This window comes from Vibrio sp. 16, from assembly GCF_963681195.1.
GTDB classification, from domain to species: domain Bacteria; phylum Pseudomonadota; class Gammaproteobacteria; order Enterobacterales; family Vibrionaceae; genus Vibrio; species Vibrio sinaloensis_D.
In genome coordinates this window covers 126,436-151,498 of record NZ_OY808998.1, presented here as the reverse complement: position 1 = coordinate 151,498, position 25,063 = coordinate 126,436, and the positions used below count along the sequence as shown (strand labels likewise).

The following is a 25,063-nucleotide window of genomic DNA, read 5'->3' as shown; positions in this document are numbered from 1 at the left end:
ATAAAGCAAGATGTGATTTTGCAAGTTCGCGATCTGGAGGTGGAATTCGACACCGACGACGGCGCGATAAAAATCATCAAGGGCGTCTCTTTTGATGTAAAAGCCGGAGAAACACTTGGTCTTGTGGGTGAATCGGGTAGCGGCAAGAGTGTTACCTCTATGTCAATCATGGGACTTTTACCTAAGCCCTATGGGAAGGTGACTGCTGGTCAAGTGCTGTATCGTGGTGAGAATTTAACCTGCGTACCAGATACGGAAATGTACAAGATGCGTGGCAACCGTATCTCAATCATCTTTCAAGACCCGATGACAGCACTGAATCCTGTGCAGACGATTGGCAAGCAACTGGTCGAAGTACTTGATTTGCACCACGGGCAAATGACCAAACAAGAAAAGGTCGATTATGCAGTCGGTCTGTTGGATAAGGTGCGTATTCCGTTACCTGAGCAGCGATTCAATGAGTATCCGCATAACTTGTCTGGAGGGATGAGACAAAGAGTGGTGATTGCCATGGCGCTAGCTTGCAAACCCGACATATTAATTTGTGATGAACCCACAACGGCACTTGATGTAACCGTGCAAGCGTCAATCCTAGAGCTAATGCGAGAGCTCCAAAAAGAGACTGGGATGGCGATGATTTTCATTACGCACGATCTTGGTGTGGTCGCCGAGATATGTGATCAAGTTGCGGTGATGTACGATGGTCGAATTGTCGAAACCGCTGAAATTTTCGAACTGTTTGATCACCCAAAGCATCCGTACACACAAAGATTGCTTTCATTGGTCCCAAGTTTGGATGGTAAGCCGAAACAGACTATCCAGATCAACCCGATTGATGTGACTCAATTCCCCGAGTACCAAGGAGGTTGACGATGAATGAAGTTCTAAAAATTGACAATATCAAACAACACTACTCGTCAGGAAAAGGCTTATTTCGCCAAGGCTATGTGATTAAAGCGGTGGATGGCGTTTCTTTCTCTGTTGCACAGGGGGAAACGCTGGGTTTAGTTGGAGAATCGGGGTGCGGCAAGAGTACACTTGGGCGCACGATTCTAAAGCTATATGAGCCAACAGAAGGGCGCATCTTTTTCGAAGGAAAGGACATAACGAGCTTATCATGCAAAGACATGAGGCCACTTCGTAAAGAGATGCAAATCGTTTTTCAAGATCCCCTAGAATCGCTAAACCAGCGACACACTGTGGGTATGATCTTGGAGGAACCGTTCATTATTCATGGGGTCGGTTCGCGAGAGCAGCGAAAAGAATGGGTGTTAGAGTTACTCGATAAAGTGGGTTTGCCTCAGACAGCAGTGAACCGATACCCGCATGAATTTTCGGGAGGTCAGCGTCAGCGTATTGGGATTGCCCGAGCAATAGCGCTGAAACCTAAATTACTGATCTGTGATGAGTCCGTTTCTGCATTGGATGTTTCCGTTCAAGCTCAGATTCTAAACTTATTACTAAAAATTCAAGGAGAGATGAATCTAGCCATTATATTTATCTCCCATGACTTGTCGGTAGTTAAGCATGTTTCGGACCGAGTCGCGGTAATGAATAAAGGAAAAATTGTAGAAATGGGTACGGTAGAAGAAATATATTCCTCTCCAAAAGGTGAATATACAAAGAAATTACTTGACGCCATTCCTATTACACACCCATCGCAGAGGAAATATATCAGCGCAAGGAAGGTGGTTAATCAATAAATATCTAGATTAAAACGGAACTTTATTTTCAGAAGGACAATATGAACAATCGCTACTTATTACCAGCTATGCTGCTGGTGGCCCCCTTTTGCGCGTCGGCAAATGATTTGCAAGACAGTTGGAGTGATGATGAGTCGAGCCGATGGTCTGGTTACATCAGCGCTGACTATTCTCGCAATGGTTACAGGGATGGCGCAACAAACGCCAATCGTTCGGCTTCTGCAACTGGGGTTATTCGCTACGCATTTGAGGACAACTCACGCTTGCAGTTGGTCGTCTCGGGGTATCATCAACAAGATGGTGACGTGTATGGGACGAAAGGCCAGTTCTGGAATGACACCTCGATAGGCTACGCACGAAATGGTCTGTTTAATCCAACAGAAGGTTCAACGGTAAGTGGAGAAGTACGTGCTATTTTGCCGACTTCAAAAACATCAAGGAGGAATGATTTAAAACTAGGGACAAGACTAAAATTACGCTGGAGCGCGGCTTTCGATGAGTGGTTAGAGGGTTTGTCGCTGAGTAATACATTGTTGCTTAGAAAAAACTTTCATGAATATAAGACGGCAGGTGGATATCAACTTATTGAATATAGGTTGAGCAACCAGTTCTCAGTCGATTATGTATTTGCAAAAGATTTTTACTTCAACATCTATTTAATGCCAAGGCAATCTTGGGATTACAACGGAAATACGTTTGATCCCGACATGATGCATGGCGAAGAAATAGGCTATCAGTTCAATGAAGACATTTCATTGGCAGTGGGCATGACTAACGGAATTAGCTATTACGATCCTGAAAAGGGCTCTAGCCCTATCAATGATCTAATTGACTTAAAGAAAACAACTTATTACGCATTAGTTAGTTATCAGTTTTAAAATAAAAATAATACAGGTGAAAAATGTTTAAACACGCATTGATTGCTGCCAGCATAGCCGCGATATTAAGCGGGTGTGGTGCTGACGACAGAGCATACGACACGTACGAAAAACCTTCTCAAGAGATATCCGTTCGCTCTCTTGATACTGAATCACTATGGATGTACATGCCATCTACCGGAGAAGCCCCACGTTACGCTCTGACTCAGCGTGGTTTCTTCCAGGGTGATCCAAAACTCGTCACCTTAAGGTTTGATGAGTTCAACGGAATTTATGTTGAAGAAGTGGATCGCGACAAAGTAAATGTCGATGACCCAAGCCGCTGGGACTCAGAAATTAACCGAGCGCCTGTGCTCAAAATTCCTGGTGAATTTCGTCAGTATCGCTGTGCGGAAAACAGCTACGGCGAATGTACTAACAAAGAAGAAATCAACCAAGACGAAAGCCTAAGTTGGAAAGAAGCGACCCACTTTGTCCCGCAGTATGAAGCCATTAAAACACTTTCTCAGGACTCTTTGAGCGCTTGGTACACAGCAAGTAACGTTAGCGAAAGCGCAGAGCCGCGTTTGATTTCCTACGAGTATAACGCAGAAGAGGGTGTGATAAACGTCGAAGTGGAGCGCACGTTTACAGCGGCTGCAGAAGATCAATACCAGTTTGGTGGTGACTTTAGAAACCTATCTTTTAAAACGCGCTTTTTCTACTCCTTGGTTAAGTTAGACAAATTAGCCAGTGATGATTACGAGCCCGTTCTCTACCAAGGGCAAGACAGCGCCTACTTCGGGTTCTTTAATGACTCCAAAGAAGTGAAAACACACACTGGCGAAAGTAATGTTCAAGGGTCTCGTTTCTCTTATATAAACCGTTTTAACCCAAACAATGACACGATTGATTACTACTTGAGTGACAGCTATTTCGACGAAGGGAATGAAGAGTTTCTTGATCTAACGATCGACACCATTCGCGAAGTGAACCAGACACTTGAGGATACAGGCGTACCTACGATTAAAATCGTCAACCCGTCGTCGAAAGCAGGGGTTAAAACCGGTGACTTGCGTTACAACGTGTTTAACTTGATTGCTGACCCAGTTGACAATGGGCTGCTCGGCTACGGCCCTTCAGCGACCAACCCGCTGACAGGTGAAATCATCCATGCTCACGTTAACCAATATCTAGGGGTTATTCGCTCGGCGAGTCGTTATACATGGAACGATCTTGCAATGCGTTACAACCGCCAAGAAATCGAGAAACTCGAACCGACCGCGACTAACACGGTTGATACAGGATCAGATGATACCGATGCTCCCGTAGAAAGAACGGAAGTGGACGACTTTAGCGAGATGATCGCTGATGACCGAGGTCCAGCTTTTGATGTACCTACGATGTCAGATGATGAAATCAGCTTCATTACCGCAGGTAAGCTGGGTGATGGTTTACCCAAAGCCGATATGGATTTTAGGTTCGACACAACCAACTCAGACTTAGCCGTTCAATCTTTCTATAAACGCCAAGACATGCTGAAACGTTTTTCAGAACAAAACGTTTATAGCTTAGACTTTATGTGGCTGAGTACCCAATCGAAAGGCTTGGTTAAAGGCATCGATTATGAAGAGGGCGATTTCTTTGTTGATGACGCCCAGACAACGATGAAAACTTGGGACGAGTTGAACCTAGATCAGCAGAAAATGGCGAGCTTAGCGATTTCTAAGCACATGTTTAAGTCGACTCTGATTCATGAGCTAGGGCACAACTTAGGTCTGCGTCATAACTTTATGGGTTCAACCGACAAGAATCATTTCTACACGGTGGACGAACTCAACGCTCGTGGTTCAGACGATAAGCCAGCAGCTTACAGCTCAATCATGGATTACGGCGCGTCGATATTTGATGAGCTGCTAACGTTCGGTAAATACGATAAAGCTGCATTGCGTTTTGCTTACGGCCGTGAGCTCGAGCTTCAAGAACCTGACTTCTTATATGATGCAGACAATAAACCGCTACCTAACCTAGATAGTACGGGTGTGCAAAAGCGAAAAGTGATTTCACTGGATAAATACGATAAGGCAATGACAGAAGATTATCGTGCGTATCCAACAGGCATTGTGACTCACATTCGTCAAAACGCAGACAAAGAGGGTTTAACCTCGCCGTTGGTTGATTACCGTTATTGTACCGACGAGCACACAACGACCAACTTGATGTGCGATCGCTTCGATGAAGGTACCAGTTTAGAAGAAGTGACCCAGTTCCGTATTCAGCGCTACCATGATAGTTATGAAACAATGAACCGTCGCAATGGTCGTGAATGGTTCAGCCAGTACCATCAATACACTTACTTCCTTACTCGATTGGATCAGTTCCAAAAAATTCGAGACATCGTAGAGAACGTGGGTGAGATCGATCATATGTTTGCTCGCTACCTAGGTGCGGATACGACCAATAACAATGGTCTGGTCTTCGAGGAAATTGCAGGCAATAACTGTGTCGATTGGCGAGGAAACCCGGTCGATCTCGATACGCTTTCTCCAGCAGTTCGTCCAATTTGTGACACTTACCATGCGGCTAACTTGGCTGCTGACTTCTTCATCGAAGTGCTGACAGCGCCAGACAAAGTGTGTGAACTGGTAGAGCTAAGTGGCGTTGAAGGTGTGCCGAATCGTTATCGCTTTGCACCGTTGTCTGAGCTATGGCAAATCTATCAAGGGGCAATGTCACCAGACCGTGATGTACCGTCTACTTGTTATGATGAAGAGCTTGTCGAGGTGCTGGAAGGTCAGCGAAACAAAGTTGTGGTTCGTTCTGAGACGCGAGATGGAAAGATTTGGTCTAGTTTGAAAGCGAACAATCCTTATCAGACGTCATCATCATCGGTTGACCTATTGGGTGTATGGCCAGACAAACTGCTTGCAGCGCAAATGTTGGTTCGTCGCGACTCGCCATTTGTTTCGACAGAAAACTCAAGCCTAGCGCTGATTGATATGTCGGATAAAGTGACTCACCTCTACACCTATCTCTCAGACCTTGCAGGGCGACCTGAAGCGCGCCAAGCGATCTTTGTTGATAAAAATGGTGACTATGTAGAGACTGTGAAACGCTATACACCGCCAATGACCAAAACCATTGAAGCGACGCCATCATACTTGTGGCCAATGAAGCGCTACTTTGGGTTGGGTGGGGACGAAGCCTTTGTTTATTGGACTGAAGGTGAATACCAAGACACTCGTGTACCTTACTTTAGCGCACTGTTAGAGAACTTGAATAAGTTCAGCCGAGCGAGAGAATATGGTCTGAGTGACTCTTCCAAAGGTTTGCGTGATGCTATTCATGTTAACTACGCGAACAGTAGCTATAGCGATGAAGATGGCATTAACTTCACGTGGAAGGGGACGCGTTACTCCATCTCGTCTCGCAACACTCTTGCAAGAGCGATGGCGTCTCGAGCGCTATACCTTGAAGAACAGAAACCACAGCTAGAGCAGCTTAATAACTTGCCGTACCCAGTGAGAAATGCACTCTCTGTGTTTAGGGAAACTCGTGATAGAAATGAAGCTCGAATTATTGCTATCGGTGATAAAGATGCGCTTGTCGCGCTAAGAGATACGACTGGATTTGCTCGTTGGACTATGTATGACAAACAGTTCGTCAAATACGAAGAAAATGGCACTGAATGTCTGCGCTTTAAAGTAGACGGAGAGACAGAAGAGCAGCGCTTACAGCGTAAATGTAACCTTCAATCTCGCCTAGAAACGGTTCAGAACAGCGCGATTGGTAAGTTCGAAGAAGAAGATCACGAGCGTATCTTTAACATCGCACAGGTGTTTGGTAATCAAGTTGTTGAGAATAATCTTGTTCCGCGCTTTGCTGAGAAGAAGGATGTTTATGATTACGACCCTGAGCTGTTAAGACTGTGGAGCACCAATGAATACGCGATGTATCGTCGAGCATTCGAACAGTTCCCAATCTATGATGACTAAAGCGTCATAACTCAAACCGGCGACCTATTTAGGTCGCCGGTTTTTTCTTTCAGAAAATTAATCCTTTAGAGCGATTTTAAGCTGCATCTCCCATAAATTATGTGATATACCAATATGACTATCAGTTACATAATGGATTTTTATTTGTAGAGCGAACAAGCACGACACGGATAAAAAGCTAAAGCGATAAAAGTTTGTGAGTAAGAAGGAACTATGACAAACCCAACCCTCGTGATCGTTGAAGATGACCCAATTTTGAGTGAGATGTTGCAGGAGTATTTTGAGAGTCAATCATTTGATGTAGTGACCATCTCTGAAGGGACATCTGCCGCTGAGCAAATCTTATCAATTCAGCCTGACATTGTTTTGCTTGACCTTATGTTGCCAGAGGTCGATGGCCTGACTATCTGTCGTCAATTGAGAAACAAGTTCTCCGGTAAGATCTTAATGTTGACCGCGAGTGACGATGACTTTGACCACGTCGCCGCCTTAGAGACAGGTGCAGACGACTTTATCAGTAAGCCTGTTAAGCCGCGTGTGCTGCTTGCACGGATCCGAGTGCTGCTTCGCAGAGTCGCGGAATCTGAAGCAAACTCAGACGCGAGCAATGAATTGAGTTTTGGTAAGTTAACGCTCAACAAGTTAACCAAAGGATGCGTTCTCAACGGTAAAGACATCGCGATTGCCGAAAGTGAGTTTGAATTGCTGTGGTTACTTGCGTCGTCGCCTGAGCAGGTGCTATCACGAAATTATCTCACTCAACAATTACGTGGGGTCGATTATGACGGCATCGATCGGTTCATCGACAACAAAATCGTTGTTCTTCGAAAAAAGCTCAACGACAACACCATTCCTCCGAAAAAAATCATCACCGTTAGAGGCAAAGGTTATTTATTTGTCCCTGAGCGCTGGTAATCACTAACCAAAAGCCGTCGATATGCGCCGCATTTATTTTGAGTATTTGATTGGGCTAACCGTTATATTTTTGGTTAGCATTTATTCTTATGCCTTCATCGTTTACAAGCTCAGTACTGATTACGAATATATATTGAGAGATCATCAAGCAGAGGCCTATCAGCAATTGCTCGATGTCATTTCATCGGTCAAAACAGAAACGGAAACACTTGATATTATTCAAGCGTATGCCGATAAAACGCGCCAAAATCTTAGAGTGGTCGATTTATCGAGTGCGCCACAACTTGTTCAACACGCATTTTCTGACCCCAATATAAACAGTTACTACTATGATGAAGACTATCTGTGGTTTCGTTTGAGTAACACTCGCACTCTATATGAGTTGAGCGATAACAAGGACTCTTTCTTACGCCAAAAAATTCGATTCGAAAATCGACTAATTTGGGTGTTTGCCATTACGGGTTTTGCACTCAGCGGGCTGTTTTTGGTCTGGAGAATCAAGCGTCGCCTAAATAACCTTGAACAGGTCACAGTCTCGTTTTCGAATGGTGACCTTTATCAACGCGCATCAGAGAATAACAGCATCAAGCTAGGGACGTTAAATAGAAGCTTTAACGTAATGGCGGATAAGATATGTGATTTGATCAACAGTAATAAATCACTGACCAACGCGGTCGCCCATGAGTTACGCACCCCCATCTTTCGTATTCAGTGGCAAGCCGATATCCTCAGCGATTTAGAGCTGCCAGCGGCTCAAAGTAAAGCGGTCGCGCGCATTATTGCCGATACCGAAGAGATGGAAGATATGGTGGATGAGCTGCTTTATTACGCCAGATTAGAGCGCGGCGGGTCAGAGTTGCAGTTGCAGTCGATCAATATTAATGAGTGGCTGCAAGAGCGATGTGAATTTTGGCGAAAGGAAACGCGTTTGGAATTGGTCCACGTTGTTTCTGCGATTCCTGTAGGGCTAAATGTTGATTTGAAGCTTTTTAATCGTGCAGTGGACAATATTGTGCGCAATGCCTTCAAGTTCGCACGAACCAAAATTGTGATTGAAGTATGGTCAAGCGATGAAGACGTTGTAATTGAAATTCATGATGATGGAAAAGGTGTAGGCTCTGAGCACTGGCCGTATCTATTCGATCCATTTTACAGCGCGAATGCCGCACGAAATAAAGGCAAAACTGGACACGGCCTTGGTTTAGCAATCGTGAAACAAGTTTGTGATCATCATGGTGCGAGAGTTTCCGTGGCCGACAGTTACTTGAATGGTGCGTGTTTCTCTCTCAGTTTCCCGCGTCAGCGCGCTCGCTCGATTGATGAGCGTTGACACTAGCTAGCGTGTTGAATGCAAGTTGCATCGTTTGTGGGGTAAAGGTTGTTGTTTTATTTCAACCGTTTGCATACATAAAATAAACAGGGCATTATCGTTATAGTGAATTGACCCAGTTGAGAACGCGTATGCAGATTCTGATAGAGCAGGAAGTGGCATTACATCAGTACGAAATTCGTCAAAATAAGCACGAGATAGCACGCCTCATACATCCTTCCTTTAAAGAAGTTGGCAAGTCAGGAGCAAGTTTTGACTATGCTGACATCCTCGAAATGATGGGGAACGAAAAGCCTTGTCTTGGTCATATTCACTCGCAAGACTTTGAAACCATTCAGCTCGAACCCTCAATTCAACTTCTCCTCTATAAAACGGCTTGGATCGACAAACTGGGAACCAAAGGCCACTACGCCAAGCGATCGTCTATCTGGGTTTTTACAGGGGAAGGTTGGCAACTGAAATATCATCAAGGCACGCCTTGTGCTGAGTTTGAGCTAGTCACCTAATCGGATGTAAGGAGGCGGTATGAATGTCGCAGTGGTGTTAGGAACGTCCAAATCGGATGGCAATACGCGTCGTTTGGTCAATGAGTTTGTTTACCAATCTGGCGCGGCTCTGTTTGATTTGTCTGAGCGCGAAATCTCATACTATGATTACGAGCACAAAAACCGTATGGACGACTTTTTGCCTCTAATCATCGAGTTAAGCGAGTTCGATCATATCGTGTTTGCCTCTCCCGTCTATTGGTATTCCATGTCAGCACAGTTGAAGGTGTTCTTCGACCGACTCTCCGATTTGCTGACCATAGAGAAACAACTCGGCAGACGCCTAAAAGGCAAGTCCATCTCCATTTTATCGACTGGCTACAATACCGAGTTACCGGAATGCTTTATTGAACCTTTTGTTCTAACGGCTAAGTACATGCATATGGAATTTAACGGCTGGACTTACGCAGCGATTCAGAGTGAAGTGGATCTCGCTGCGCTAGAGGCAGTGGCGGAAATGGCACTGCATAAAATTCATTAAGCAAGGAGCATCAATGAAGAAAACAGCGATCGTCACGGGTGGTTCAAAGGGCATTGGACTTGAAGTGGTTAAACGTCTCATCGAGCAAGGTGTTCAGGTCATTACGTGTTCACGCAACAAAGCGTATTGGCTGGAACAATGTGAGGTGTCACCAGAACTACAAAGTGTCGACTATCTTGCGCTGGATATCTCAATTGAATCCCAACTTAGGGATTTTTTTGATTACGTTGAGCGTCAATATGGTCAACTTGATTTCGCCATCAACAATGCCTCTCCCGCGATTGGTTCGCTAGGCGAGTTTGGCAGTGTGGCACTGGATGATTTGAAAAACACATTGGATGTGGATTTTTGGTCACAAGCTTACTGTTTGAAGCGAGAAATTAGCCTGATGGGTTCTGGCGGCGCGATTGTGAATGTCAGCTCGGTCAATGGCATTAGACCTACGCCCAATGCGGCGATGTATAGCGCGGCGAAACACGCACTTGAAGGTTTAACGCGTTCTGTGGCACTCGAAACGATCAGCAAAGGGATACGGATTAACGCGGTGGCGCCTGGTGTGACGTGGACACCGCGTTGGCAAGATAGAGAGCGTGAAGATCCGGGCATTCGTGAGCGAGTCAACGACGCCGTGCCATTAAAGCGTTTTGCACACACTGGTGAAGTTGTGGACGCCATTGAATTTTTGCTTTCAGATAAGGCAAGTTACATCGTTGGGCACACTTTGGTTGTCGACGGTGGTCTATCGCTCGCCTAATGGTTTTTTCCTGATTTTTCTCTAACTCCTAGTGTGACAGTTAAAAGAAATAGTGCGCTAGGACTCGCAATTTTCGTCACTATGTCTAAGCTCCTTTAAGGGCAGGGCTGCGGTTTAGTTCGTTCCAGTGCTGCCTTTCTCCAACTCAATCACACCGAGAGGCACAAGCTAAGTGTCCATTTTGCACGCTAAAAGTCAGTCAAATAAACGTAAACGAGTTAAGGACTAAGGAAATGTTTAACAACAAAATTTGCCTAGTGACAGGCGCAGCCCAAGGAATCGGCAAAGCAGTAGTGGAACGATTTGCCGAGCAGCACGCTCAAATGGTCTATGCGATCGACATGAATGAGCAAGCGTTACTCTCGGCATTTGAAGGCCGGACCAATGTAAAACCGATTGTGATGAATATTTGCGACCGCGCTGCGGTATTCGAGTTCATCGAGCAGGTAAAAGCGGACGTGAGCAAAATCGATGTATTGGTCAACAATGCGGGGATTACCCGAGACGCATTGATCGAGAAAATGACCGAAGATGAGTGGGACGCGGTAATAAACGTGAACTTAAAAGGTGTGTTTAATCTGACTCAGGCTGTTGCGCCGATCATGATGGAGAACAATGCAGGCTCTATCGTAACCATGTCTTCGGTGGTCGGAACCGATGGCAACATTGGCCAAAGCAATTACGCCGCAACCAAAGGCGGGGTGATTGCAATGACGAAAGGCTGGGCAAAAGAGTTTGCGCGAAAAGGCGCACAAGTTAGAGCGAACTGCGTAGCCCCTGGCTTTGTTCAAACCCCAATGACTGAAAACCTCCCAGAAAAAGTGTTGGACATGATGAAAGCGAAGACGCCGCTCGGTCGGATGGGAACGCCAGAAGACATCACCAATGGCGTAGAATTTCTTGCCAGTGACAAGGCCAGCTTTATCACCGGCCAAGTGCTTAAGATTGATGGCGGACTGGTGTTGTAGTTTAGTTTGATAATTCGCTGTCATGGCATCGAATCCGTGACAGCGGCTTTTTAGCTTGATTTGAGTATGGCGTCCACCAGTTTGTCGAGCTCTGTTTTCACGGTGTCGCTGAGTTCATAGCCGATGTTAATACGAAAACAATCGTTATAGAGTGCTAGCGTACTAAACATATGACCAAGTCGAATATCGATTTGTTGTTCTATAAGCGATCGAAACTGATCAACGTCTAAATTTGATACCTGCAACCAGAGCACCATTCCTCCTTTCGGGTCACTCATATTCACATGGCTCGGTAATCGTTCCGAGAGATAATTGACATACGCTTGTCGAAGCTGGAGTAGCCGACTTCTGCGCCGCTTGAGCTGTTTTGCGTAGTGCCCGGACTCAATAAAATCGGCCACTGCGAGCTGGATAGGAAGAGAAACACCGAAGCAAGAAGCGGTATGATGTTGACGGTATCGGTCTGTATAGCGACCTGGAAGGCACCAACCTAACCGATAACTCGGAGAAAGACTCTTAGAGATGGAGCCACACCATAGAACATAGCCGCCTTGATCATAATACTTAGCAGGAAGCGGCGTGTGGTCAGCGTAAGAGAGTTCTAAGTAAACATCATCTTCAATAATCGGGGTTTGGTATTGGTTGGCGAGCCTTGCGAGGGTCTGTTTTTGTTGAGCGGACATAGTGATGCCTTGCGGGTTCATATGCGAAGTACAAAAAATGCCCGCTTTTACATTCCCATCTCGCAAATGGCCTTCAAGTTGAATTAGGTCTATCCCATCATCCAGTGAAGGGATTTCAACAATGTGTCTGCCCATTTGACCAAGCAAATCCAATATTCCACTGAAACACGGAGAGCTAATAGCAACCGCATCACCGGCTTGAGTACATGCTTCAAGCGCAGCTTTGATTGCTGGCATACAGCCAGAGGTTACAACGAGTTCTTCTGGATTTAGGTGTAAGCCTAGTTTTGAGAAATGAGTACTTAGTGCATTTCGAAGCAGCGGCTCCCCTTGAGTATTTGGGTAGTGATTTAGCCGCTCTGTGAGTCGTTTGCTGGCGCGTCGAAAACTGCGTTCCAACTCATTTAACGCGATTTCATCAATACTCGTACTAGAAACGCCAAGTGGACCGTTGTGGTTGGAGTGAATCGAAAAGCTGTGGTTTACGGTTGATACCCTGCTGACAAAGCGGGCCCACTTAGGCGTATTGTGTTTGCTGGGTCTGGCACTGACGAAATAGCCAGCTTGGGGGCGAGCATAAATCCAACCTTGAGATTCAAGCTCTTGATAGCAACTCACTGCCGTAGACATACTGACCGCATGCTGCTTAGAGAGTTGGCGCAAAGAGGGCATACGGCTACCTTCGATGAGTTTTCCGCTTTCAATCTCGTGGACGAACTGGTTTGCGAGTGCTCTATAGATGCTCATAGTCATACTGTACTGGTTTTTATGTGAATAATTGTATCTGTACTGATAACTGTACCCGAGCAATACTAATTTTCAACAGAAAGGGAGGGCAGTTATGACAAGAAACGATTTATTGTTGGCTATTTTTGTAATGGCGATTTGGGGGGTTAACTTCTCAATGATCAAAATGGGGATTACAGATGTTCATCCGTTATTGGCGACGGCGGCACGTTTCACACTTGCAGTGATTCCCGCCATATTCTTCATTCGCAGACCCAGCGTGAAGTGGCGATACCTAATGAGTTATGGCGTTGTATTTGGCGTTGGCATCTGGGGAATGGCGTCTTGGTCAATCACCGCGGGGCTATCGTCTGGGATGTCATCGGTACTGCTATCATCCAATGCGCTGATCAGTATGGCTGTGGGCGTGTTTATTCATAAAGAAGCAGCCTCGAAACGAAAAGTCATGGGGGCAGTGACGGCCTTGATAGCCTTGCTTGTTTTGGTCTCTGCGACCAATGGTAATGTCACGGTTCAAGGATTGCTATTTATTGCAATTGCGGCGGGAAGTTGGACGGTCATGGGGATGATAGTCAAAGGGTCAAAGACCACCCAGGCATTCGCGTTCAATGTATGGGGAATGCTATTTGCTCCGATCCCATTGGTGTTATTTGCTATCAGTTTGTACGGTGTGGATATTGTGTTTGACGCTGTTCGTGTTTGGGATACGAGAACGACGGTCGCAGTGCTTTTTCAGGCTTACCCGACCACTTTGTTTGGTTACTGGGTTTGGAACCGATTGTTGATCCGCTATCCATTGAGTACCACGGCCCCGTTGACTTTATTGGTGCCGGTGTTTGCGCTTGTTTCGGGCTATCTGATGTACGCAGAGCGACTTAGTAGCGCACAAGTTTTGGCTTGTGGGATGTTTCTTGTCGGCATCGGTTTGATTGTCAAGCCAGCTAAGGAGAAATGGCGCACTGGACCAAAGGTCAGCGTATCTTAGGTAATGTAAAAAGGGGCTGAATTTCAGCCCCTTTTGCTATTTGATAAACGCGAGATCAAACACGGTTGAGCGGTTTCGCCCAGTCTCTTTTGAGAAATAAAGCGCTTTGTCTGCATGCTCTAGCCAGTTCAAGTGGTTAGATTGATAAGGTGAGATTTCACAAATCCCCAAACTGATGGTGTACTTAACGTTGTAGCCTTCACATTCAACGATCGAGCTCTCGATCTTCTTACGTAAACGCTCAGTAAAGTAAAGAGCTTGGTTAGCGCATGTCCCCGGAAGCAGCACGGTGAACTCTTCGCCGCCATACCGGCCACAAACATCGGATGTGCGTGATGCCTTTCTTAGTTCATTCGCCGTGTGGCGAATCACGTGGTCACCAACGGTATGACCATAGGTGTCGTTAACGCGCTTAAAATGATCGATGTCGAAGATTACTAGCGATGAGACCGCACCTGAAATTTTGCAGCTCTCATACTCCTTCATTAAACACGTTTCCCAATAGCGGCGGTTGAACAGTTGGGTTAAACCATCGGTTCGGCTCAGATCGGACAGTTTTTGATTGGAGTCCATCAGGTGGATTTTGTTTTTGGCGATATCGGTGACGTCATTGATCACTAAGCTCACATGTGACACCTCACCATTGACCGATGTTAACGGTGAGAATGTGATGTTTTGACGCATCTCCCTTAACCCGTTTGAGATGGGGCTAAAGTTCTTAAACTTGAAGAGGTAAGGGCGATCTTCCCAGCAGGAAAAGCCGCGGCTGTTGAGTTTAAAAGAGGCGTCGACTTTTTTTCTTAGCCAAGATTCCGGTAGCCCCTCAATCACATCAAACAGAACTTTGCCGATGATTTTGTCGGCACTAATACCGCTGTAGGACTGCATGAAGGAGTTCCACGCGTAAACACGGTACGCTTTATCTACAACGATAAGGCCAGCATCGAGATCGCCGATGATTTGCATTGTCCAATGGAAGTCACTGATTTCGGTTGCTTTCATAACACGCTCTTTAGAATCTGTTCGATGGCGTCAATGGAGTCATTATCCATCAGGAAAATGACATCGCAGGCAATGTCGAGGTTTTCCGCCTTATAGACGAACTCGATGGTAAAAATATCTTCATCGTACCCCGCAAGAAACTGATTACAGGTCAATGACACTTGAAGCAGTTCTTTTTCAAGCACGATAGGTTGGCGTAAAGAGATGGCGATATCGAGTTGACGGCTAAACGACACCAAGAAAGAAGAAACCAGTAGGTTGGAGATATCGAGAATGACTTCGTTGGTGCCGTTGCTTTCTTCACCCCCGAGGTTATCTAGCCCACGCCCGTGCAAGCAGACGAGCGCTTCGCCATTGATGCCATTGCCCACAAAACGCTGAGATACCGCGCGATACTCAGAGTTATTGACAATGTCTTGGACGGTCATTTTCAGCTCTGACTGATGCAAAGATGCGACGTTCGGCAACGGCATTTCAATGAACTGGCCAACTTGTTCTGCAATCAAGGAAGCACTGGTCCCTAATGCGATATTACTCATCTCGCGGATACTGCCCATCAAATCGACAGATTGGTGAATGCACTCTGGCGTTGCCATATTAAACGCCTGAAGTGGGATACCGTACTTTGAAAATAGTTGGGTAAGGTCAGAGGTACTGAAGGGTTTTTCGATAAAATCGAGGGCGCCCATCGCACGGCATCGTTGTTTGGCTTCGCTCTGAATGTCACCAGACACGACGATCACTTTTGTCGGGTAACGGCTAACAGGGAGCGACGCGAGCACTTCAAAGCCATCCATTACTGGCATGGTAAGATCAAGAAATAGGATATCGATGTCAGTTTCTACGAGCTGCTCTAAGGCCTCTTTACCATTTTCCGCTTGAAGAATGACGGTCTTAGCGGTTTGCCCGATTTTGCTGATGATAGCTTTGCGTGCGATCTTTGAGTCGTCGCAGACCAATATATTCATGAGGTGTATTTTAAGCCCAAGGGTGACGAAGGTTTTTTTATAGTTGTATAAAGCAAGAAACGATTATAGTGTGATGTTCGTGCCAAATACTCAGACTTAGTTAACACTTTTGAACGGGTTATATCACGAACTTTTTAATCGCTAGGGGTGATTTTTAGAGCCTCAACACAGAATCATCGTTTGATGTGATCTTGTAATGCTAATGCAACATTCGAGTTAGGTGAGCGGTTTAGATATTGTGTGACTCGCCAACCACTTAGCGCCACTTTGCGAAGGTCTACACCGGTATCAATGCCCAGCCCTTCACACAGGTAAAGCACATCTTCTGTGGCTACGTTGCCTGACGCGCCTTTTGCATAGGGGCATCCGCCAAGCCCAGCCACGCTCGAATCGATAACATTCACCCCCATTTGCAATGCTTGATAGATGTTCGCCAAGGCTTGTCCCCACGTATTGTGGAAATGAACGGCGAGTTTTGATTGATCAATTTGGCGCATCACGGCATTCAGCATTTGGGCGACTTTTAGTGGTGTGCCTGTGCCTATCGTGTCACCCAGCGAGACTTCGTAGCAGCCCAATGAAATAAGTTGCTGGGCGACATCTGCGACTTGTTCAGGTTGAATTTTGCCTTCATAAGGACAGTCAATAATGCAGGAAAGGTAACCGCGCACAGCAATACCTTGCTGCGATGCTTTTTCGATAACGGGTTTAAATCGATCTAGGCTTTCTTGAATCGAACAATTGATGTTTTTGTGGCTGAAGGACTCCGAGCAGGAAGCAAACACCGCGACTTGGTCCGCTTGAGCTTTGATCGCGGCATCAAAGCCGGTGATGTTGGGCGTAAGTGCCGCGTAGATGACGTCAGGGTTGCGTGTGATCTGTTTAAAGACCTCATCAGAATCGGCCATTTGCGGCACCCACTTCGGAGAGACAAACGATCCCACTTCGATGTGAGTCAGTCCGCTATTTGAAAGTTGGTTGATGAGCGCCACTTTCGCGTGAGTAGGGATGCTCGCTTCATTTTGTAAGCCGTCCCTCGGGCCCACCTCAACAATTTTCGCTCGCTTAGGCAGTGACAGGTGAGCCATTGGGTTACTCCTCATCTGGCCAAATGGGCGGGCGTTTTTCGATAAAAGCGGCGAGTCCTTCTTGCCCTTGTCGTGAAACGCGCACATTGGCAATCATATCGCTGGTATAGCGAACCAGTTCGCGGTCGATGATTTTGTTGTCACAGTGTTCAATAAGCTCTTTGGCGTGACGTAATGCAGCTGGGCTATTACGTAAAATCTGCGCTATGAAGCGATCAATACAGGCTTGTGCGTCGTCTTTGTTTGTCAGGTGGTGAACTATGTGCAGTTCTTGCGCGGTTTTTGCGTCGATGGTTTCTGCTGTCAGCATGTATCGTCGAGCTTGTCTAACGCCAATACTTCGAATCACATAAGGCGCAATGGTTGCGGGGACTAACCCCAATTTGACTTCACTCAAGCAAAATCGAGCGTGATGATCGGCAATAGCAATATCGCTGCAACAGATAAGACCTAAAGCACCGCCAAACGCCCAGCCATGAACGTAGACGATGGTGGGGTGGGGAAACTGATCCAGTATGGACATTAACTTGGCGAGCGTTTGCGCATCTTCGACGTTGGCCTCATGCGATTGCTCCGCCATTTGTTTCATCCAGTTTAAATCCGCACCCGCGGAGAAGTGTTCGCCATTCCCTTTAAGCAACAAACAGCGCACATCAGGATGATTGGCGAGATAATCAAGGGCAAGAATTAACTCGTGAATCAATTGATCGCCAAACGCATTGTGTTTATCTAGGCGGTTAAGGCTCAGCGTTGCGACGCCGTTTTGATCAATCTCATACTGTAAATCGCTACTCAGCGTAATGTCCATTGTACCGTTCCTTTGTATTACATCCTGAAAATCCCAAACTCGCTATCTGGAATCGGCGCATTAAGGGCGATTTTTAACGCGCGGGACAGCACGTTCCGAGTCTCTTTTGGATCGATGATGCCGTCATCCCAAAGTCTAGCACTTGCGTAATAAGGCGAGCCTTCGGTTTCGTATTGATTGATGATCTTCTTTCTGAACTCGGATTCGGCGTCTGGTGACCAGTCGCCATTTTGCCTTGCGATGGCCTCGCGTTTGACTTGAGTCAGCACGCCTGCCGCTTGCTCTCCACCCATGACAGAAATTCGTGCATTGGGCCACATCCACATCATGGTGGGTTCGTAAGCGCGCCCACACATGCCATAGTTTCCAGCGCCGTAAGAGCCGCCCACGATGACCGTAAACTTGGGCACATCGGCGCACGCCACGGCCATTACTAACTTGGCTCCGTGTTTGGCGATACCGCCTTCTTCAACCTTTTTGCCGACCATAAAACCGGTCACATTTTGTAAAAACAGCAAAGGAATCTTGCGTTTGGTGCAGAGCTCAATAAAATGCGCCCCTTTTTGCGCCGATTCTGAAAACAAGATGCCGTTGTTGGCGACAATTCCAATCAATTGGCCGTCAATTCGGGCAAATCCGCACACAAGGGTGGTTCCAAATAGTGCTTTGAACTCGTCAAAATCGGAATCATCGATGATCCTCGCAATCACTTCACGAATATCAAACGTGAGTCGCAAATCGGCGTTTACAATGCCATACAACTGTTCGGCTGGGTAACGCGGTGCAACCGATGGTGTGTGGTTGTAGTCGACGGGCGTTAGGTGGCAATTGGCAATGGCTTGGCGCGCGAGACTCATTGCATGTTGCTCATTTTCGGCGTAGTAATCCGCAACGCCCGATTTACGGCAGTGCACATCTGCGCCGCCAAGCTCTTCGTCGGTGACCACCTCTCCAGTAGCGGCTTTCACCAAAGGGGGGCCAGCGAGAAAGATGGTCCCTTGCTGTTTGACGATGATCGACACATCGGCCATTGCTGGAATGTAGGCGCCACCAGCGGTGCAAAGACCGAGCACGACCGATATCTGCGGGATACCCAATGCCGACATGCGTGCTTGGTTGTAAAAGATGCGCCCAAAATGCTGTTTATCTGCAAAGACATCTGCTTGGTGAGGCAGATTGGCACCACCGGAATCCACAAAGTAAACGCAGGGTAGGTGACATCGCTGGGCGATCTCTTGGGCGCGAAGGTGCTTTTTAACGGTTAGGGGGTAATAGGTTCCTCCTTTGACGGAAGGATCGTTGGCGATAATCATGCACTCCACGCCTTTCACTTTTCCTATGCCAGCCACCGCGCCCGCGCACGGTATTGGCTCTTCATACACTTGCCATGCAGCGAAAAGTCCGACTTCGAGAAAATCACTGTTATCGTCTAAAAGCATGGCAATACGTTCTCGGACAGGATGTTTCCCCTTTGAACGTTGCCTTTCAATTGCCTTGGTACCGCCGCCTTGTTTGATGAGCTCTATGTTGCTTCTTAGCGTATCGACGAGTGCAGTCATCGCTTGATGGTTTTTTACATAGAGCGGTGCGTCAGGTTTAATCTTGCTTGTGATTACCGTCATTGAATGTCCTCAGCGTGATTCTTCAAACAGTTCGCGGCCAATGAGAATGCGTCTTATCTCAGATGTACCCGCGCCAATTTCATACAACTTGGCGTCACGTAATAAACGCCCAGCGGGAAACTCATTGATGTAGCCATTGCCGCCAAGCAGCTGTATTGCATCTAAGGCGAGTTGGGTAGCCAGCTCTGCGCTATACAAAATCACACCAGCGGCATCTTTACGTGTCGCTTCTCCCCGATCGCAGGCGGCAGCAACGGTGTACACGTAACTTCTTGCGGCATTAGTTCGGGTGTACATATCGGCGACTTTGGCTTGCACCAGTTGGAACTCGCCAATGGCTTTGCCAAATTGCTTGCGCTCATGTACGTAAGGGATCACTAAATCTAAGCACGCTTGCATGATGCCCAAAGGTCCGCCTGCTAGGACGACACGTTCGTAATCTAATCCGCTCATCAGCACCTGAACGCCTTTGTTGACTTCACCAAGGACATTTTCAACCGGGACCAGGCAATCGTTGAACACAAGTTCGCAGGTGTTTGAACCTCGCATACCCAGTTTGTCGAGTCTCTGCGCATGACTAAAACCTGAGAACGCTCGCTCGACGATAAAAGCGGTGATGCCGTGTGAGCCAGCGGATGAATCGGTTTTGGCATAAACGATGATCACGTCGGCATCGGGGCCATTGGTGATCCACATTTTGTTGCCGTTGAGGCGGTAATGGTCTCCATTTAACGTCGCTTTAAGCTGCATGCTGACCACATCGGAGCCGGCGTTTGGCTCGCTCATCGCCAATGCGCCAATCGCAGAACCATCAATGAGTTTGGGTAGGTATTTGGCTTTTTGTTCTTGGGTGCCGTTGCGAAAAATTTGATTCACGCAAAGGTTGGAATGAGCCCCATAGCTCAATGCAACTGAGGCGGAAGCACGGCTGATCTCTTCCATTGCAACCACATGAGCCAAGTAGCCCATGCCAGCGCCGCCAAATGACTCGGACGTGGTGATGCCAAGTAGCCCCATGTCACCGAGCAGCGGCCACAAATGGTTGGGGAACTGATTGTCTTTGTCTATTTGATCTGCGATGGGCGCGATATGTTGGTCAGCAAATGCGCCAACATGGTCGCGTAACATGTCGATGGTTTCGCCCAGCCCAAAGTTGAGCGGGTGGTATGGAGATAACATAGCGCCTCCCAGTTGCACCTAAAGATGCAAAAAGAAGCGCTAAGTTACTTAAGGTTGCTAGCTTTGACTTAGGGCTTCTTCACATCGTTGACGAGCTGCGTTTAAGTCTTCAAGAACTACGGTAATGTCTTCGAGTTGACGCTTAAGCACAGCTTCCTTTTCATCAATAATCTTGAGCATTTTAGTCAGCTGAGTATCTTCTTGGTGAGTATCATACAGTGCAAATAGCTCTTTGATCTCGGCCAGAGAGAAGCCCAGTCGTTTACCACGAAGAATCAGTTTTAGGCGGATTTTATCCCTACGCTGGTAGAGTCGCATTGTGCCTTTACGTTCGGGCTCGATAAGCCCCACATCCTCATAAAAGCGAATGCTTCGAGTGGTAATACCAAACTCTTTTGCCAGCTCACTAATCTTAAATCTTTCCACCTGTCTTTATTCTCCAACTGCCTAAGAATAGATTGTAAAAAATGCGTTTCTTTACGTTTACGTAAATGTTAGTGCTATGCTTACGTAAACGTCAAGAAATTCCATGGAGTGGGGGACACAATGGGAGATAGCGATATCTGGATTGTTGCGGCGAAGCGGACACCGATGGGGTGCTTTCAAGGAGACTTATCAAGATTTTCCTCTCCTCAGCTTGGCGCCATGGCGATAGAGAGCGCAGTTGAAGCCGCAGACATTGCAAGTGACCTAATCGATGAAGTCTTTATGGGCTGTGTGTTACAAGCTGGTTGTGGCCAAGCGCCCGCAAGACAAGCAGCGCTTGGAGCTGGTTTAAGTGAATCAACACCATCTACGACGGTCAATAAAGTATGTGGCTCAGGCATGAAGGCCGCGATGTTGGCAAACGATCTTATCAAACTAGGCTCGATCCAATGTGCGGTCGCGGGTGGAATGGAAAGCATGACTAACGCGCCCTATTTGCTAAAAGAGCAGCGTGGTGGTGCGAGAATGGGGCACAAAACAACGTTTGACCATATGTTTTTAGATGGCCTGCAAGATGCCTATCAAGGCGAGTTAATGGGCGTCTATGGACAACAGGTTGCCGACAAGTTGAAGTTTACTCGCGAAGAGATGGATGCGTGGGCAACTAACTCGATTCACCGAGCTCGAAGCGCAGATGAACAAGGTTTATTTGCTGACGAGATTTGTCCGCTCACATTGAGCTCTGGTGAAAAGCTTGAGCGTGATGAACAGCCTCACCGCGTTGACCCTGCCAAAATCCCCAAACTAAAACCTGCTTTCGACAAACAAGGTACGGTGACAGCCGCAAACTCGAGTGCGATTTCCGATGGCGCCGCTGCTTTGATCTTAATGTCGCCGACACTGGCAAAGCAGCAAAAACTTAAGCCACTCGCCGTTATCAAAGGTCATTCAACACATGCCAGAGCCCCTGAAGAGTTCACGTTAGCGCCGGTGTTTGCCATCGAAACCTTGTTATCGACGCTTGATTGGAGTGTCGATGAGGTTGACCTATGGGAGATCAACGAAGCATTTGCGGTGGTTACCCAAATTGCGGTCAAACAGCTTGGTCTTGATCCCGATAAAGTCAACATCAAAGGGGGCGCCTGCGCACTTGGTCACCCGATTGGTGCTAGTGGCGCAAGAATTCTCGTCACCTTGATCCACAGTTTAAGACAGCTACAGGCGATAGGGACGGATGGGGATACGGAAAATAAAAAAGTGGTGCGAGGTGTTGCTTCTCTGTGTATCGGCGGAGGTGAAGCCACTGCTATGGCAATAGAAATTCCACTTGAGTGAAAAGGATACCACTATGACACAGTCAGTTCCGCTTTATATTGATGGTGAGTTCTGTCAATCGCAATCCAATGATTGGATTGATGTAACCAATCCTGCAACCAACGTCGTGATCGCCAAGTTACCAAAGGCGACAGACGCAGAAATAGCGCGCGCGATCGAGAGTGCAAGCCATGCTTTTCATCAGTGGAAAGAGGTGGCGGTTTCTGAGCGAGCCAGAGTCATGCTCCACTACCAACATTTACTCAAAGAGCACCACGACGATTTGGCTGAGTTATTGTCTCAAGAAACAGGAAAAATCCTTCTGGATGCCAAAGGGGACGTGTGGCGTGGGATCGAAGTGGTAGAGCAAGCCGCAAACATCGCCAGCAATATGATGGGAGAAACGGTTGAAAATGTTGCCACCGACATTGATAGCTACTCGTTAATTCAGCCCCTCGGCGTCTGCTGTGGCATTACCCCGTTTAATTTTCCTGCAATGATCCCTTTGTGGATGTTTCCGTTGGCCATTGCTGCTGGCAATACCTTTGTCCTCAAACCTTCAGAGCAAGTGCCATTGACGTCAATCCGTTTAGCTGAGCTTTTTGAGCAAGCGGGCGCACCGAAAGGCGTGTTGCAAATCGTCCATGGTGACAAACACCAAGTAGATACCCTTCTTGCCCATCCAGATATCCGAACCGTGTCTTTTGTCGGGTCGGTCTCGGTAGCGGAATACATCTATCACACCGGAACCCTGCACAATAAACGAGTCCAAGCTTTTGCCGGTGCGAAAAATCATATGGTGATCATGCCCGATGCTAACAAGAATCAAGTGGTCAGCAATTTAGTGGGGGCATCGGTTGGCGCTGCTGGGCAACGGTGCATGGCGATTTCCGTCGCGGTGTTTGTGGGTGAATCTAAACAATGGATTACTGAGCTTAAAGACGAAATGGCGAAGATGAAACCAGGGGCATGGGATGATGAATCCGCTGCTTACGGGCCTTTGATCAGCAAAGCGGCGAAAGAGCGAGTGATAAGACTGATTGATGAAGGCAAAGCGCAAGGTGCCACTTGTGAGTTGGATGGTAGTGGTTGCACGGTAAGCGGCTTGCCTGACGGAAATTGGGTGGGCCCGACGCTGTTTAGCGGTGTGACGACCGATATGTCTATCTACCAGCAAGAAATTTTTGGCCCTGTTTTGGTGTGCCTTGAAGTGGATTCACTGAATGATGCCATTGCGCTCATCAATCGAAGCCCATACGGCAATGGTACCTCGATATTTACTTCAAGCGGCGGCGCGGCGCGTAAGTTTCAACACGATATCCAAGTTGGGCAGGTGGGCATCAATGTCCCGATTCCCGTGCCGTTACCCTTCTTTTCATTCACTGGATGGCGAGGCAGTTTCTACGGCGATTTGCACGCTTATGGTAAGCAAGCAGTGCGATTTTATACCGAAACCAAAACGGTGACCGCCCGTTGGTTCGATGACGACATTCCTACTGGCCCCAACTTAACCATTCAATTGAAATAGGAGCGGCAGATGGACTTTGAACTGAATGAAGAACAACGAGCGTTTGCCGATACCGCGGCACAATTTGCCGAGCAACGTTTAATGCCAAATGCCGCCAAATGGGATAGTGAGCAAATCTTTCCTAAAGAGGTTCTGAGCGAAGCGGGCGAGCTGGGTTTTTTAAGCCTGTACACGCCAGAAGACCAAGGCGGTTTGGGCTTGAGCCGTTTAGACGCCTCTATCGTATTTGAGCAGCTTGCGATGGGCTGCACGTCGACCACCGCCTACATGACCATTCACAATATGGTCAGTTGGATGGTGGCAAGTTTTGCAACCGATGCCGTCAAACAGCGCTATTGCGACAAACTGGTCACTGGTGAATGGTTAGGATCTTACTGCTTAACCGAGCCAAACGCAGGCTCCGATGCCGCTTCTTTGACAACCAGTGCCATCAAGCAAGGTGATCGCTATATATTGAACGGGGCCAAAGCATTTATCTCGGGTGCGGGTGATACCGACGTATTGGTTGTTATGGCAAGGACCAGCGACGACGGGGCAAAGGGCGTTTCGGCATTTGTGGTTCCCGCAAGTGCCGAAGGGATAAGCTACGGACGAAAAGAGCCAAAAATGGGGTGGAACAGCCAGCCAACACGCTCAGTCACCTTTGATGGTGTGGTCATTCCTGACGATCATCGACTTGGCGCAGAAGGCGAAGGGTTCACCTTTGCCATGAAAGGATTGGACGGGGGGCGGATTAACATTGCGACTTGTTCTATTGGGACTGCCCAGCAAGCTCTGAATCAGGCGACGCAGTACATTCAAGAACGCAAGCAGTTCGGTAAACGGATTGCCGATTTTCAATCTATTCAATTTCGACTGGCTGACATGGCGACAGAATTGGTGGCTGCGAGACAATTAGTGCGTTTGGCTGCCTGTAAGCTCGATCAAAACTCCTCAGACGCGACGGCCTACTGCGCCATGGCAAAACGCTACGCCACCGACATTGGTTTTAAAGTGTGCGACCAAGCGCTGCAGCTTTTTGGTGGCTATGGCTACATTCAAGAATACCCAATGGAGCGCTATTTTCGCGATGTTAGGGTGCATCAAATACTTGAAGGCACCAATGAGATCATGCGTTTAATCATTTCAAGACGATTGTTAGCGCAAGGCGCGCAGCTACTGTAAA

General features: G+C 47.3%; 22 protein-coding genes. 14 read left to right on the top strand and 8 right to left on the bottom strand.

Features of this window, described 5'->3' with window-relative positions; genetic code table 11:
- The 10 genes from U9J37_RS14895 to fabG all read left to right on the top strand — a co-directional run bounded on the left by U9J37_RS14895 (position 1) and on the right by fabG (position 11,548).
- Positions 1 to 870: an ABC transporter ATP-binding protein gene (locus U9J37_RS14895; RefSeq protein ID WP_198135486.1), complete on the top strand. Its 870-nt coding sequence runs from the start codon at positions 1 to 3 to the stop codon at positions 868 to 870.
- A gap of 2 nt (positions 871 to 872) precedes the next feature.
- Positions 873 to 1,703, top strand: a complete 831-nt coding sequence (locus tag U9J37_RS14890; protein WP_005471324.1) for an ABC transporter ATP-binding protein — start codon at positions 873 to 875, stop codon at positions 1,701 to 1,703.
- 41 nt (positions 1,704 to 1,744) lie between these two features.
- Positions 1,745 to 2,581, top strand: coding sequence for a hypothetical protein (locus U9J37_RS14885; RefSeq protein WP_005471350.1), 837 nt, complete (start codon positions 1,745 to 1,747; stop codon positions 2,579 to 2,581).
- Positions 2,582 to 2,604: 23 nt separating this feature from the next.
- Complete coding sequence (locus U9J37_RS14880; protein ID WP_005471281.1) at positions 2,605 to 6,555, top strand: zinc-dependent metalloprotease; 3,951 nt, start codon at positions 2,605 to 2,607, stop codon at positions 6,553 to 6,555.
- A gap of 213 nt (positions 6,556 to 6,768) precedes the next feature.
- The gene (locus U9J37_RS14875; RefSeq protein WP_005471328.1) at positions 6,769 to 7,470 is read left to right on the top strand and encodes a response regulator; all 702 of its coding nucleotides are present in this window, start codon (positions 6,769 to 6,771) and stop codon (positions 7,468 to 7,470) included.
- A gap of 22 nt (positions 7,471 to 7,492) precedes the next feature.
- Positions 7,493 to 8,800, top strand: a complete 1,308-nt coding sequence (locus U9J37_RS14870) for an ATP-binding protein (RefSeq protein ID WP_005471367.1) — start codon at positions 7,493 to 7,495, stop codon at positions 8,798 to 8,800.
- Positions 8,801 to 8,931: 131 nt separating this feature from the next.
- Positions 8,932 to 9,306 (top strand): nuclear transport factor 2 family protein, encoded by a 375-nt coding sequence (locus U9J37_RS14865; protein ID WP_039474283.1) that lies wholly within the window; start codon positions 8,932 to 8,934, stop codon positions 9,304 to 9,306.
- Between the two features lie 19 nt (positions 9,307 to 9,325).
- Positions 9,326 to 9,826 carry a flavodoxin family protein gene (locus U9J37_RS14860; RefSeq protein ID WP_005471279.1) on the top strand — a complete coding sequence of 167 codons (501 nt, stop codon included), beginning with the start codon at positions 9,326 to 9,328 and terminating at the stop codon, positions 9,824 to 9,826.
- Between the two features lie 13 nt (positions 9,827 to 9,839).
- Positions 9,840 to 10,580, top strand: a complete 741-nt coding sequence (locus tag U9J37_RS14855; RefSeq protein WP_005471339.1) for an SDR family NAD(P)-dependent oxidoreductase — start codon at positions 9,840 to 9,842, stop codon at positions 10,578 to 10,580.
- 233 nt (positions 10,581 to 10,813) lie between these two features.
- Positions 10,814 to 11,548, top strand: coding sequence for a 3-oxoacyl-ACP reductase FabG (gene fabG, locus U9J37_RS14850; protein WP_005471305.1), 735 nt, complete (start codon positions 10,814 to 10,816; stop codon positions 11,546 to 11,548).
- 50 nt (positions 11,549 to 11,598) lie between these two features.
- Here the strand turns inward: fabG and U9J37_RS14845 are convergent, their stop codons facing one another.
- Positions 11,599 to 12,978 (bottom strand): aminotransferase-like domain-containing protein, encoded by a 1,380-nt coding sequence (locus U9J37_RS14845; RefSeq protein WP_005471260.1) that lies wholly within the window; start codon positions 12,976 to 12,978, stop codon positions 11,599 to 11,601.
- A gap of 94 nt (positions 12,979 to 13,072) precedes the next feature.
- On the opposite strand from U9J37_RS14845, the gene U9J37_RS14840 reads away from it, so the two are divergent.
- Positions 13,073 to 13,963, top strand: a complete 891-nt coding sequence (locus tag U9J37_RS14840) for an EamA family transporter (RefSeq protein ID WP_005471215.1) — start codon at positions 13,073 to 13,075, stop codon at positions 13,961 to 13,963.
- Positions 13,964 to 13,999: 36 nt separating this feature from the next.
- On the opposite strand, the gene U9J37_RS14835 is transcribed toward U9J37_RS14840, so the two are convergent.
- The 7 genes from U9J37_RS14835 to U9J37_RS14805 form a co-directional block, all read right to left on the bottom strand.
- A complete protein-coding gene (locus tag U9J37_RS14835; protein WP_005471314.1) occupies positions 14,000 to 14,965 on the bottom strand; it encodes a sensor domain-containing diguanylate cyclase in 966 nt (321 codons plus the stop codon).
- Complete coding sequence (locus U9J37_RS14830) at positions 14,962 to 15,933, bottom strand: response regulator (protein ID WP_043886796.1); 972 nt, start codon at positions 15,931 to 15,933, stop codon at positions 14,962 to 14,964. The genes U9J37_RS14835 and U9J37_RS14830 overlap by 4 nt, the downstream gene beginning before the upstream one ends.
- Before the next feature lie 173 nt (positions 15,934 to 16,106).
- Entirely contained in the window at positions 16,107 to 17,012 is a 906-nt protein-coding gene (locus U9J37_RS14825; protein WP_198135487.1) for a hydroxymethylglutaryl-CoA lyase, read from the bottom strand.
- Positions 17,013 to 17,025: 13 nt separating this feature from the next.
- On the bottom strand, positions 17,026 to 17,829 hold the full coding sequence (locus U9J37_RS14820; protein ID WP_005471382.1) for an enoyl-CoA hydratase-related protein: 804 nt from the start codon (positions 17,827 to 17,829) through the stop codon (positions 17,026 to 17,028).
- 17 nt (positions 17,830 to 17,846) lie between these two features.
- A complete protein-coding gene (locus U9J37_RS14815) occupies positions 17,847 to 19,451 on the bottom strand; it encodes a carboxyl transferase domain-containing protein (protein WP_005471316.1) in 1,605 nt (534 codons plus the stop codon).
- A gap of 9 nt (positions 19,452 to 19,460) precedes the next feature.
- Entirely contained in the window at positions 19,461 to 20,630 is a 1,170-nt protein-coding gene (locus tag U9J37_RS14810) for an isovaleryl-CoA dehydrogenase (protein WP_005471357.1), read from the bottom strand.
- A 57-nt stretch (positions 20,631 to 20,687) separates the two neighbouring features.
- Positions 20,688 to 21,056 (bottom strand): MerR family transcriptional regulator, encoded by a 369-nt coding sequence (locus U9J37_RS14805; RefSeq protein ID WP_005471363.1) that lies wholly within the window; start codon positions 21,054 to 21,056, stop codon positions 20,688 to 20,690.
- A gap of 120 nt (positions 21,057 to 21,176) precedes the next feature.
- On the opposite strand from U9J37_RS14805, the gene U9J37_RS14800 reads away from it, so the two are divergent.
- The 3 genes from U9J37_RS14800 to U9J37_RS14790 are packed head-to-tail and all read left to right on the top strand — an operon-like array spanning position 21,177 to position 25,062.
- Positions 21,177 to 22,391: a thiolase family protein gene (locus tag U9J37_RS14800; RefSeq protein ID WP_005471366.1), complete on the top strand. Its 1,215-nt coding sequence runs from the start codon at positions 21,177 to 21,179 to the stop codon at positions 22,389 to 22,391.
- A 13-nt stretch (positions 22,392 to 22,404) separates the two neighbouring features.
- Entirely contained in the window at positions 22,405 to 23,898 is a 1,494-nt protein-coding gene (locus U9J37_RS14795) for a CoA-acylating methylmalonate-semialdehyde dehydrogenase (protein WP_005471303.1), read from the top strand.
- Between the two features lie 9 nt (positions 23,899 to 23,907).
- Complete coding sequence (locus U9J37_RS14790; RefSeq protein WP_005471341.1) at positions 23,908 to 25,062, top strand: acyl-CoA dehydrogenase family protein; 1,155 nt, start codon at positions 23,908 to 23,910, stop codon at positions 25,060 to 25,062.
- Position 25,063: the final 1 nt, after the last annotated feature.